We start from the raw sequence: 11,075 nt of genomic DNA, 5'->3' as shown, positions 1-11,075 counted from the left end.
CCGGCGATCAGATCCTTCGTCTCGGCGAACGGCCCGTCGGTGACCGGCGGACGGCCCTCCCCGTCGTAGCGGACCCACGTCCCCTCCGGCGAGAGGGCGTCACCACTGACGAACTCGCCGCTCTCCTCCAGCCGGGCCGCGAAGTCGTTCATGTACTTGATGTGGGCGGAGACCTCCTCCGGCGTCCACTTGTCCATCGGCACGTCGTTGACCGCGGCCGGGTTGCCCCGGTAGTGCTTGAGCAGCAGATACTTCGCCATGACAGGTTCTCCTCGGTGCTGGTACGACCCATTCCGGTCGCTCTTCACACCGGGGACGGAGCCGTGTGGCCGTTCTCGACATCACCGCCGGAAGAATCTTGCCGGATCGGTCGCGTGCAGGACGAGCTCGAGAAGCCCGACCACCGCCAGGACGGCGGCCACCTGCCAGTACCAGTGGCGCAGCACGGTGTCATCGAACTGGCCGTTCCGGGCCGTCACGTGCACGACCGTGCCGAGCACACAACCCACCAGGCCACCGAACTCCCAGTAGACCTCGGACCAGGAGTTCTTATTCTCTACCCGCGTTTCGATCGTGGACATGGGAGAAAGTCTGGCGGGCGGGGCACCCCCGGCGGATCCCGCTGCGGCCGGATTCCCAGCTATACCCCAGGTGATAGGTCAGGGACAGGCGAAGGCCTCCGGCACCGGGACCTCGGGCCAGGGCCCCGGGTCCGACCCGCGGACCCGGGCGAGGGCATGAGCGCAGACAGCGGCCCAGCCGTCGTCCTCGGGGATCTTCCCCGCCTGCCGGTACGGCGATGCGGCGTGCTCCCGCAGCACCGGGATAGCGGCCGGCGCGGCCGGGCCGATGTCGGCGAGGGTACGCACCGCGAGCACACCCCACGGGATCGGCGCGACGAGACGGATCAGCACCGGCACCACCGGCTCGGCGTCGCCGGTCAGCCGCCAGTACGCGACCGCGGCATGGATCACGCGCCACTCGCTGTCGTCCTCGAACATCGGTGGCAGCATCCCGGCGAGTCCGGCCGCATCGGGACCCACCCCGGCCAGCAGCTCCAGCGCCCACAGCTTGCGGAGGTGGATGCGCAGCAGACCGAGCAGGTCGTCGATGCCGCCGGTGATCCGCCACAGGGCGTACGCGGCGGTCAGCTGATCGTCGGCGTCGTCACCGGACCGTAGATCGGTGAGCTCGGGTAACGCGGCCGCCGCGGCCGGGCCCAGACCGGCGAGGAGGGTGCCGGCCGACCGGGGATGACCGGCGAGTTGCCGTCGCAGCATGGGCACCAGACCGGCGACCGGCACACCGATCCGGCCGGCGGCCCGGATCAGCCATGCCCGGGTGTGTCCGGCCGGAGCGGCCTCGACGGCGTCGAGGATCACCTCCCGGCACGCGACGGCCCACGGCCCGAGCGCGTCGACCGCGTCCCCCAGTTCGTTGCGCTCCGGGGTACCGGCGCGCAGCAGCTCGGCGAGCCGGGTGTCGGCGCGCGGGTCACGCAGCCGCGCGAGCGAGGTCAGCGCGATGTGAGGGAGGCCGGCTTCGGCGAACCATCCGCGCGGCCGGGCGGCCGGCGGAGTCCGATCGGCGGCCGCCCACAGCAGGTCGGCGCCCCGGCCGACGGCGGCGAGATGCCGCAGCGCCGGGTCGCGGACCGCGTCGGCCGGGTCCTGCGCCGCCGCGGTCAACGCCGGCAGCAGTGCTCCCGCGGCCGGGCGCCAGGCGTGCAGCGGCACCTCGGCGGCGCGGGCGGCGGCCTCTCGTACGGTCGCGTCGGGGTGGCGCAGCCAGGCGGTCAGGAGCCGGGTCAGCACGTCCCAGTGCGGTGCGACCGCGTCGGCGACCCAGGACAGGCCGTTGGCCGTGCCGGTCGGGAGCCGGTCGACGGTGTGCAGGCAGGCGGGTGCGTCCCGTTCGATGATCGCCTCGAGGGCTTCGGTGTCCGCATCGGATCGGGCCAGCGTGATGATCGCGGCGGCCAGGCGGGGCAGCGCCGCGCGGTCGGTCAGCGAACCGGTCACCGGGACACCGAAGGGGTACGACGACAGCACCGCGGCTGCCCGGACCGGCTCGGCCGGATCGCCGGCGGCGGCGCGCAGCAGTTCCTCGGCGATTCCGTGGCCGGTGCCGAGCGTCCCGAGCAGGTGCGCCGCGGCGGCCCGGGTGGTCTCGTCCGGGTGGGTGGCGAGCAGCCGCAGGTAGACGGGCGTCCCGGCGGCCACCGCGCGGACCGCGGCCGCGACCCAGCCGAGCTCGGTCTCCATCTGTCCGGCGACCTCGTCGTCGTCGCGCCGGGAGCGGGGCAGCAGCGGCCGGTGGACGGCGTGGTACGACGACCCCTCGGCGATCGAGGCGAGCAGCCCGAGCACGTCTCCCGGGTCGGCGGACTGAAGGTCGAGGATGCGGACGAGGAACGGCACGGCGTGGCCGGTCGCCTCGTAGACCGTGCCCTGGTGCCAGATGTTGCCGTACAGGCTGGACAGCGCCTCACGGTCGCCGGCGGCGAGGGCACGCAGCAGACCGGGCACGTCGTCGGCCGCCCCGTAGGCGTGCTCGAGCCCGGACCAGTCCACCGCGTCGAGATCGTTCAGCATGCCTGGGAACCTAGCCGGAGGGTATGACAGTGGTTACGATTCGGCCCCGAACACCATTCAAGGATAGGAGGGAGTTCGATTTGCCTCCTCGTCGTGTGGTGGATCCCGACGCGTTGCTGCGCGGCGCGGCGATGCATTACCTGAAACACTCGACCATTGATATGGACCTGCTGGCCGGTGAATTGGCGATCAGCCGGGCGACCCTTTATCGGATGGTCGGGAGCCGGGACGCACTGCTCGGCGAGGTGTTCTGGGCGATCGGGCGGATCTTCCTGGCCGAGGCGACCGGTGAGGCCACCGGGACGGGCGCCGACCGGGTGCTGGCGGTGTCCCGGCAGTTCGCCGAGCTGATGGCCGGCGCGCAGCAGCTGCGGCAGTTCGTGGCCGAGGAGCCGCAGACCGCGGCGCGGGTGCTGCTCACCACGGGGACCGGGGTGCATCATCGGGCGGTCGACGCCCAGTTGGAGATCTTCGAGGCGGCCGGGCTCACCGGCGAACCGGAGGAGATGCGCCGGCGCGCGTTCCTCTATGTGCGGCTGATCGAGTCGGTGGTCTACAGCGACATCCTGGGGATGCGGGAGATCAGCTTCGAGATGGCCGAGCCGGCTCTGCGGGCGCTGCTGCCGGCGTGATCCGGCAGCAGCGCCCGCTTCGGCGGTCAGATGGTGAAGTTGGCGCAGGTGCTGCGGTACTCCTGGACGGCCAGGCCGGCACGCGGGCCGGGGCAGACGAACTGCTGGTAGCGGGTGTCGTTGTCGACGAACAGCTTGAGCCAGGCGATGCTGTGCTTCGCGATCGTGGTGTTCGAGCTGTTCGGCGCGAAGTGGCTGGCGTTGTTGAGCTCCAGGTACGCCTTGCCGGGGCTGGCCGGCAGGCTGTTGTAGAACGGCTCGGCGTGCGACGAGACCGATGCCACCGAGTCGCCGTCCGCGCCGACGATCAGGGTCGGCACGGTGTTACGGCTCCATGACTTGGTCAGGTTCCACGGCGTGAGCGGGATCGCGGCCTGCAGCGACGGGCGGGTGCGGGACGCCTCCAGGGTGCCGCCGCCGCCCATCGAGTGACCGACCACGGCCACCCGGGTGGCGTCGACCCGGCTGCGGACGCTGCTGCTGCCGGTCAGGTAGTCGGCGGCGGCGAGCAGCTGCCGGCCGCGGCTGTCGGGCTGGTCGGACGTGCTCAGCGTGTCGATGTTGAACACGACGAAGCCTTGCGAGGCCAGCCGCGGTGCGAGCCAGGCCATGCTCGACTTCGAGGCGGTGAAGCCGGGTGCGATCACCACCGCGCCGAAGGTCCCGGCGCTGGTGTCGGTCGGGTAGTAGATGTCGCCGCCGCCGAAACCGCTGGCGGCGAGCCGGGACACGGTGGTCTGCGCGGTGGCGAACGGCCCTCGAACCGCTTCGATGCTGCTGGTGCTCGGGGCCGGGCCCTTGGGGAACGCCTGGGTCGCCGCGTTCGCGGACGGGATCAGGGTGATGCCGGCGACGCTCAGGGCGACGGCGGCCAGCGCCCCGGTGAGCACCCGGGCACGGCGTGACTTCAACTTCGAGGACAAAGCTTCTCCCTTGTACGGACGGAATCGCGCACGGAATGGGAATTCCGCTCGCCAAGGGATCCTGAAGGTTCCGGAATGGTGTTCTCAATGGGTGCCGGACGTTGTGAGACGGCGGTCCGGACATTAACTGCGAAAGCACGACGCCGATCCGATAATTGGGAGCGATCCCACGTTCCACTTGACGGTTTCAGGCGGTTCATCCCGGGCCGGGAGGTCTCCATTCAGGTCGCCGTTCCCGGCCCGGGAAAGTTGCCGCGGCTCAGAGCAGGGTGCTCCAGTAGTCCCAGAACCGGACGCCGATCAGGCCGGTCAGGATCAGCAGCCAGAGCAGCGGGACCGTGCTGTGCACCGCGAGCAGCGCGCCGGTGACACGGCGGGGCGCCGGCAGGTGTCCACGTTCGGCGTTGTGCAGCGTCAGATACGAGAAGATCAAGATCATGACAACCCACACCACCATGCAGTACGGGCAGAGCGCGCCGATCCGGTAAAGGCTCTGCACGAACAGCCAGTGCACGAAGACGACCCCGAGCAGCGCCCCGGCCTGCAGCGACAGCCACCACCATCGCGGCAGCCGGGCCCCGGCCAGTACGGCCGCACCGGTCGCCGCGACGACCGGGAACGCGGCCAAGCCGATGAGCGGGTTCGGGAAGCCGAACACCTCCGCCTGCGCCGTCGTCATGATCGATCCGCACGACAGGATCGGATTGATCGAGCACGACGGCGTGTAGGTCGGGTCCTTGAGCAGCGCCACCTTCTCGACCGCCAGCACGAACGCGGCAAGCGCTCCGGCCGGCCCGCCGACGGTGAGTATCCAGCCGATCAGCCGGTCGGTGATCACCGGCCGTGCAGTGCCGTCGTGCGTCACTCGCTCAGCCCCTTGTCGACGGCCGCCTTGAGCGCCTCGTACGACGGCCGGTCGGTGAACTTCTCGCCGTTGACGAAGAATGTCGGCGTGCCCTGCACCCCGAGCGCCGTCCCGTCGGCGGCGTCCGACTTGACCCGCTCGGCGACCTCGGTCGACGTCACGTCGGCCCGGAACTTCGCCATGTCGAGGCCGAGCTCGGCGGCGTACCCCTCGAAGACCGGCGCCCGCGACTCCTCGGTGTGACCCCACGCCGCCTGGTTGTCGAAGAGTTTGACGTACATCTGCTCGAATTTGCCCTGCCGGGCGGCGGCCTCCGCGGCGTGCGCGGCGTTGAAGGCGTTGGGGTGGCCGGCGATCGGGAAGTAACGCACCACATAGGTGATCCGGTCGCCGTACTCGGCCCGCAGCCGCTCCACCCCCGGGTACGCGGCGCCGCAGGCCTCGCACTCGAAGTCGAGGAATTCGACGATCGTGACCTTGCCGTCGGCGGCCGTGGAGAGCCGGTGGCTGTCTTCGCGCACCACATCGGCAGCGCCCGCCGGCGGCTTCGGCTCGGTCAGGTTGACGGCCACGACCAGCAGCAGCACCGCGAGCGCCGCCCCGAGCACGCTCAGGGTCACTTTGAGATTCGTACTCATGCCCGGCTTGCCGGTGAGCTGCCGGGCGGCCTTTCCCGCCTTCCGGTTCGGCCGTGACGGGCGTGTTCCAGTCCTGCTGGTCGGCATGGCGTGGTCCCTTTCGTGAAGGATGGGATCGGTTGGTGCACGCCCGGCCACCACGGCACCTACCTACCGTGTGATCGAGCGACGTTGATATCTGGGCGCGGACTTCCGGGCCGGCGGACGCGGGCGGCGACAGCCGCGCGCAGAGGGGTGCTCAAAGGATGGGTCCGAGGCCCGGCAACGAGTTCCGGCCGGCCGCGGACAGGCGCGGCGGGCGGAGCCGGGTCAGGAGGCGGCTATATGCGCAGAACGCCCGGCTGGTCAGCCACCGGGGCGACGACGGTGACACAGTCGGCGGCCGGAGCGGGTGCGGCGACGAGACCCGGCGCGGTCAGCACGACGGGCAGGAAGAAGCCGGCCGCCTCGAGGGGTGGGCGCAGCCGCGGTTGCGCGACCGAGGTCCAGGTGTCGCCCTGCCGCTGTTGATGCGAGCGCGTCTGATCGCCCGGATGTTCGTGTCCGCACGAGGCCTGCATGACGGCGATGACCGGGCTTTCGACATCGGCGCCGTAGTTACCGGGCGGGGACAGCTGACTCACGGCGAGCAGGAGCAGCGCCATGACGGTGGCCACGATCGCGAGCGGCCGGAGGCCGGGGCGTCGCGGACACACGAACATGCCACCAGTTAACCAGCCCGTCGATGTTCCGGACCACCTCGGGGCGGCAGCCACGATCGGGCTGGACAACACCGTTGTCTCAGCGTGGCTGAGACAACGGTGTTGTCCAGCCCGGGTGAGCGGGGGCCATGGGGAAGGATCACGGCGTGAAGAAGTACATCCTCTTCGATCATGACGGCGTTCTGGTGGACACCGAGTTCTGGTACTTCCGAGCCGGTGAACGCGCCCTGGCCGACATCGGCCTCACCCTGGACAAGGACCGATATCTGCGGGACATGGCGCACGGACGGGGCACCTGGGCCCAGGCCAGGGCTGCCGGTGCCGACGAGTCGGTCATCAGCCGGCAGCGTGCGACCCGGGACGAGTACTACCGGGAGTACCTGCGAGCCGAGGCCATCGAGATCGAGGGCGTCATCGACACGCTCGCCGAACTGTCGAAGTACGTCCGCATGGCGATCGTGACGACCGCAAAACGGGCGGACTTCGACCTCATCCACGAGAAACGCCGGATCAGGCGATTCATGGAGTTCGTCCTCGATCGCGAGGACTACGAACACGCCAAGCCGCACCCGGAGCCTTATCTGACCGGCTTGAAGCGCTTCGGAGCCACCCCCGCGGAGACTCTCGTCGTGGAGGATTCCTCCCGGGGCCTGAGCTCGGCGGTGGCAGCCGGGATCGACTGCGCCGTCGTCCACAACGACTTCACCGCATCGCAGGACTTCTCCCGGGCCACCTGTCGCATCAAAACCCTGGCCGAGCTGACGGACATCATCCGCACCGGGGCATGACGGCGCGAGCCGCCACCCCGGGTGGGGTGGCGGCTCGCGGCACTGCGGGAGGTCAGCCGAGCTTCACATCGAAGATCGGGTCGGCGGCCAGCTTGCGGAACGCGGCCAGGCCCGCCTTGGTGCTGTCGATGCTGATGTCACGGTTGCCCTGGTCGTCGCGCTTGGTGTCGAAGTGCACGATCGCCTTGATGGCGGGGCGCTTGGCCAGCTGCGGCACGACGCTGTTGTACACGGCGGACTTGTCGGTGGTCCGGCCGATGCGGTGGTAGCCGCCCCACTCAGCGATCATGATCGGCTTGCCGGCGTGCTTGGTGGTCGCCCAGTCGTAGAAGCCCAGGCCGCCGCCCTTGGGCTTACGGTCCAGCAGGTCGGCGAAGGTGCCGAAGTGGTAGTAACCCTTCTCCACCGAGACGTACGAGTCCAGGCCGATCCAGTCGACGACGTCGTCGCCCGGGTAGAGGTCCTTCCACCAGGACTGCGCCATCCACTTCTCGTTGCCCATGTAGGCCATCACGTTCACGACGTTGCCGGCGCCCTGGGCGCGCAGCCGCTTGATGGTGTGGCGGTACATGGCGGCGAAGTCCTTGGCCTCCCAGCCGGAGCCCTTCTTCGCGACGACGTCGTTCTCCGGCTCGTGGTTGAGAACCAGGAAGACCTTCTTGTCGTACGCCTTGATGCGCTTGGCGAAGGCGTCGATGCGCTTGTTCTGCTCACCCCTGGCGACCTTGGCCCAGTTCGAGCCGTACGCGATCTTCCAGTTCAGCAGCAGCACCCGGGGCTTGGCCGGGTCGTTGGTCATGGCGATCTCGGCCTTGGTCGGGAACGCCTCGTCGCCCTTGTGGTACGTGTGGAAGATCGTCGCGGTACGTCCGCTCAGCTTCTCCCAGTTCTTGTGCTCCACGTCGCGGGGCTTGCTGGTGAACCCGCCGGCGGCGCCGCCCCACATCACGCCGCAGGACGGCACGAGCTTGGCGTCGGTGGTGCAGGACTCCCCGGTCGCGGCAGCCGCGGCCGGCGCCACAACGGTGGTGACACCCGCGATTACGGCGGTCAGAGCTGTCAGGAACATCGGCAGCTTGGCACGTCGCAAAAAAATCTCTCCCCCGCTCTGTCCGGCGCATGTCCGCCGGGCATGGGAAAGAGATTCCAGGTCGTGGGGTGCGAGCCGAGTGCCCGTGCCGGTGCCGCCCGGTTGCGCGTTTCCAGGCCCCGGGCCGGCGACTCGCCACGGGTTATCGGGAGTCCACCGGCGAGGTTTACGGTCTACCGGGCGGAACTCCCGCGGAAGCTCGAGGAGGCAGCGTGGTCAACCACCCGGGCGAGCCGCACGACGCGTCGATCGCGGGACGGCTGAACTGGCTGAGAGCCGGGGTGCTCGGCGCCAACGACGGCATCGTGTCGACCGCCGGCCTGGTCGTCGGCGTCGCGGGCGCGACCACGGCGACCGGCCCCGTCCTGACCGCCGGCGTCGCCGGGCTCGTCGCCGGCGCGGTGTCGATGGCGCTCGGCGAGTACGTGTCGGTGAGCAGCCAGCGCGACACCGAGAAGGCCCTGCTCGACAAGGAGCGCCGGGAGCTCGCCGAGTTCCCCGACCAGGAACTGGACGAACTCGCCGCGCTGTACGAGGGAAAGGGCCTCAGCCCCGGCACCGCCCGGCAGGTCGCCGTGGAACTGACCGCCAAGGACGCGTTCGCCGCGCACGCCGACGCCGAACTGCACCTGACGCCCGACGACCTGACCAGCCCCTGGCAGGCCGCGGCCGCGTCGGCGGTCGCGTTCACCGCCGGTTCGCTGCTGCCGCTGCTGGCGATCCTCGTCCCGCCGGCCGGCGTACGGGTTGTCGTGACCTTCGCCGTGGTCGTTGCCGCGCTGGCCGGCACCGGTTACCTCAGCGCCCGGCTCGGCGGCGCACATCCGGCCCGCGCGGTGCTGCGCCTGGTGTGCGGCGGTGCACTGGCCATGGCGGTGACCTTCGGCGTCGGCGCCCTGGTCGGCACCGCGGCCGGTCTCTGAGGCCCGAGGCAGCAGTTCCTGCGGCGGGTGCCGGACCGGGACAGTTTCGCGCAGCCCGTCTTTTCGCTCACGCGTCGACCTCCCGATGTTTATGACCTGTGCCCGAATTAGATCAGGTGAGTGCCGAAAGATCGAGAGAACACCGATTCTGGATCTTTTTCGAATTGCCCGCCGAAGGCTTCCATATCCGTCACGTGACGCTCCCGAACCGACTCGCGCCCCTCGAGAACCGAGTAGGTAAGACCGCTCTGACCAGTGCATACTGCACCAAAGGACGTTGCCGATCCGATCCGGCTCGAGCTCCGCCACGGATCCTCGGCAATTGTCTGAAAAACACCCGGCCGGTGATCAGAGTTGCGGCCCGGAAAGATGCCTCATTCATGGCTCCGGTTGCCGGAAAACCCCCTCCGACTTACCGTCGTCAATAGAATATCGCTACGGAAAGGCCCGGTCCCCCCAATGCGCCGTCTCCCCCTGCGCGCCCTCGTCCTGGCCGGCTCCCTGCTGCTGGGCATGGTGCTGCCGCTCTCCCCCGCTCACGCCAACCCTCCGACCCTGGCGAGCCGGATGTCCGCGGTGCAGACCGCGAAGACCATCAACTACTACCCGTCGAACGCCGGGTGGACGTTCATGTGGACGAACTTCGACCCGGTACGTATCGACGCCGACCTGGCCAGGGCCGCCGCGCTCGGTGCCACCAACGTGCGGGCGATCGTGTTCCCGCAGACCTTCGGATATCCGGCACCGGCTCCGGCGTACGTCCAGAAGCTCGGTCAGTTCGTCGGCCTCGCCGATGCGCGCGGCCTGAGCGTCAAGCTGACGTTGTTCGACTGGTGGTCCGGCTACTCCGACGTGGCCAACAGCATCTCCTGGGCGCAGGCCCTGCTGGGGCCGTACGTGAACGACCCGCGGGTGATCGCCGTCGAGGTGAAGAACGAGTTCCAGCCGAACGACTCCGCCGCGGTCACCTGGGTCCGTCAGGTCATCCCGGCGATCCGCAGCGTCGCCCCGGCCATGCCGCTCACCCTCTCCGTCGACGGCGGCACCGGCGCCACCGGGATGGCCAGCATCAAGTCGCAGCTGGCCACCACGCCGCTGGACTACTACGACTTCCACTTCTACGGCGCGTCGGAGCGGTCGCTCGCGGAGATTCGCCGCGCGCAGAACGCGGTCGCCCCCGTACCGATGGTGATCGGTGAGACCGGCGTCAGCACCCACTCGGGCAGCGACGGTGAGCAGGCCGCCTACCTGGCGCGGGTGTTCCGCGCGTCCGGCGTGGCCGGCGTCGGCTCGGTGGCGCCGTGGACCCTCAACGACTTCGCCTCCGGTGCGATCCCGCCGAACTCGGCGGTGTCCACGATGCCCGCCCAGTACAAGTTCGGGCTGTACCGCACGGACGCGACCGCGAAGATCAGCGCATCGGTGACCGGTACCGCGTGGACCACCGGCATTGTCTCGAACAGCATCCTCAATCTGGGCTTCGAGGCGGCGACGATCGATTCGCCGTGGCGCAACTACCAGCCCGCGGCCGGCACCGCCGTGATCACGACCGAGTCGGCGCGTACCGGCTCACGGTCGGCCCGGTTCTCCCAGACCACCCGTAGCGGCAGCAATCTGCCGTCGCTGCTCACCTCCCCGATCACACCGGTTCAGGGTGGCCACTCGTGGCACGCGGAGGCGTACGCCCGCGGCGTCGCCGCCACCGGGATCACCGAGATCGCGCTGAGCTGGTTCGACATCAACGGCACGTGGCTGAGTCAGCACACCTCGAACCGTCTGCCGACCGGCACCTCCGGCTGGACCAAACTGTCCGTGGACGCCGTCGCACCCGCCGGTGCCACGAGTGTCCAGCTGCACCTCAAGTCCGGTGACAACACGGGAACCGTCTACTATGACGACGTCGCGATCTCATGATGATCAC

At 69.6% G+C, this 11,075-nt stretch carries 12 protein-coding genes; 4 read left to right on the top strand and 8 right to left on the bottom strand.

The window, feature by feature from the left end; genetic code table 11:
• The 3 genes from AB0G04_RS37760 to AB0G04_RS37750 all read right to left on the bottom strand — a co-directional run.
• On the bottom strand, positions 1 to 260 hold a 260-nt coding region (locus AB0G04_RS37760; protein WP_360993325.1), incomplete at its 3' end, for a YciI family protein.
• A gap of 81 nt (positions 261 to 341) precedes the next feature.
• Positions 342 to 581 (bottom strand): hypothetical protein, encoded by a 240-nt coding sequence (locus AB0G04_RS37755; RefSeq protein ID WP_360993322.1) that lies wholly within the window; start codon positions 579 to 581, stop codon positions 342 to 344.
• Between the two features lie 78 nt (positions 582 to 659).
• A complete protein-coding gene (locus AB0G04_RS37750; RefSeq protein ID WP_360993320.1) occupies positions 660 to 2,594 on the bottom strand; it encodes a hypothetical protein in 1,935 nt (644 codons plus the stop codon).
• A gap of 80 nt (positions 2,595 to 2,674) precedes the next feature.
• On the opposite strand from AB0G04_RS37750, the gene AB0G04_RS37745 reads away from it, so the two are divergent.
• Positions 2,675 to 3,226, top strand: coding sequence for a QsdR family transcriptional regulator (locus AB0G04_RS37745; RefSeq protein WP_360993317.1), 552 nt, complete (start codon positions 2,675 to 2,677; stop codon positions 3,224 to 3,226).
• A gap of 26 nt (positions 3,227 to 3,252) precedes the next feature.
• Here the strand turns inward: AB0G04_RS37745 and AB0G04_RS37740 are convergent, their stop codons facing one another.
• From AB0G04_RS37740 to AB0G04_RS37725, 4 genes are all read right to left on the bottom strand, one after another.
• Positions 3,253 to 4,149, bottom strand: coding sequence for an alpha/beta hydrolase (locus AB0G04_RS37740; RefSeq protein WP_360993314.1), 897 nt, complete (start codon positions 4,147 to 4,149; stop codon positions 3,253 to 3,255).
• 259 nt (positions 4,150 to 4,408) lie between these two features.
• The gene (locus AB0G04_RS37735; protein ID WP_360993311.1) at positions 4,409 to 5,014 is read right to left on the bottom strand and encodes a vitamin K epoxide reductase family protein; all 606 of its coding nucleotides are present in this window, start codon (positions 5,012 to 5,014) and stop codon (positions 4,409 to 4,411) included.
• Positions 5,011 to 5,652 (bottom strand): thioredoxin domain-containing protein, encoded by a 642-nt coding sequence (locus tag AB0G04_RS37730; protein WP_360993308.1) that lies wholly within the window; start codon positions 5,650 to 5,652, stop codon positions 5,011 to 5,013. Before AB0G04_RS37730 ends, AB0G04_RS37735 begins: the two co-directional genes overlap by 4 nt.
• 320 nt (positions 5,653 to 5,972) lie before the next feature.
• A complete protein-coding gene (locus AB0G04_RS37725) occupies positions 5,973 to 6,353 on the bottom strand; it encodes a hypothetical protein (protein WP_360993306.1) in 381 nt (126 codons plus the stop codon).
• A 146-nt stretch (positions 6,354 to 6,499) separates the two neighbouring features.
• Between AB0G04_RS37725 and AB0G04_RS37720 the strand changes: the two genes are divergently transcribed.
• Positions 6,500 to 7,141 (top strand): HAD family phosphatase, encoded by a 642-nt coding sequence (locus tag AB0G04_RS37720; protein ID WP_360993305.1) that lies wholly within the window; start codon positions 6,500 to 6,502, stop codon positions 7,139 to 7,141.
• 52 nt (positions 7,142 to 7,193) lie between these two features.
• On the opposite strand, the gene AB0G04_RS37715 is transcribed toward AB0G04_RS37720, so the two are convergent.
• Positions 7,194 to 8,231 carry an endoglucanase gene (locus tag AB0G04_RS37715; protein WP_360993302.1) on the bottom strand — a complete coding sequence of 346 codons (1,038 nt, stop codon included), beginning with the start codon at positions 8,229 to 8,231 and terminating at the stop codon, positions 7,194 to 7,196.
• 212 nt (positions 8,232 to 8,443) lie between these two features.
• Between AB0G04_RS37715 and AB0G04_RS37710 the strand changes: the two genes are divergently transcribed.
• Both AB0G04_RS37710 and AB0G04_RS37705 read left to right on the top strand, forming a co-directional pair.
• The gene (locus AB0G04_RS37710; protein ID WP_360993300.1) at positions 8,444 to 9,154 is read left to right on the top strand and encodes a VIT family protein; all 711 of its coding nucleotides are present in this window, start codon (positions 8,444 to 8,446) and stop codon (positions 9,152 to 9,154) included.
• A gap of 459 nt (positions 9,155 to 9,613) precedes the next feature.
• Positions 9,614 to 11,068, top strand: a complete 1,455-nt coding sequence (locus AB0G04_RS37705; RefSeq protein ID WP_360993297.1) for a cellulase family glycosylhydrolase — start codon at positions 9,614 to 9,616, stop codon at positions 11,066 to 11,068.
• Positions 11,069 to 11,075: the final 7 nt, after the last annotated feature.

The sequence above is a fragment of the Actinoplanes sp. NPDC023801 genome, from assembly GCF_040639655.1.
In the GTDB taxonomy this organism is placed as follows: domain Bacteria; phylum Actinomycetota; class Actinomycetes; order Mycobacteriales; family Micromonosporaceae; genus Actinoplanes.
This window is presented reverse-complemented; position numbering and strand designations above follow the sequence as displayed.

Bases quoted from the DNA above. Each gene is read 5' to 3' on its own strand.
- AB0G04_RS37750 (WP_360993320.1), bottom strand. From the start codon at position 2,594: ATGCTGAACGATCTCGACGCGGTGGACTGGTCCGGGCTCGAGCACGCC.
- AB0G04_RS37755 (WP_360993322.1), bottom strand. From the start codon at position 581: ATGTCCACGATCGAAACGCGGGTAGAGAATAAGAACTCCTGGTCCGAG.
- AB0G04_RS37725 (WP_360993306.1), bottom strand. From the start codon at position 6,353: ATGTTCGTGTGTCCGCGACGCCCCGGCCTCCGGCCGCTCGCGATCGTG.
- AB0G04_RS37705 (WP_360993297.1), top strand. From the start codon at position 9,614: ATGCGCCGTCTCCCCCTGCGCGCCCTCGTCCTGGCCGGCTCCCTGCTG.
- AB0G04_RS37730 (WP_360993308.1), bottom strand. From the start codon at position 5,652: ATGAGTACGAATCTCAAAGTGACCCTGAGCGTGCTCGGGGCGGCGCTC.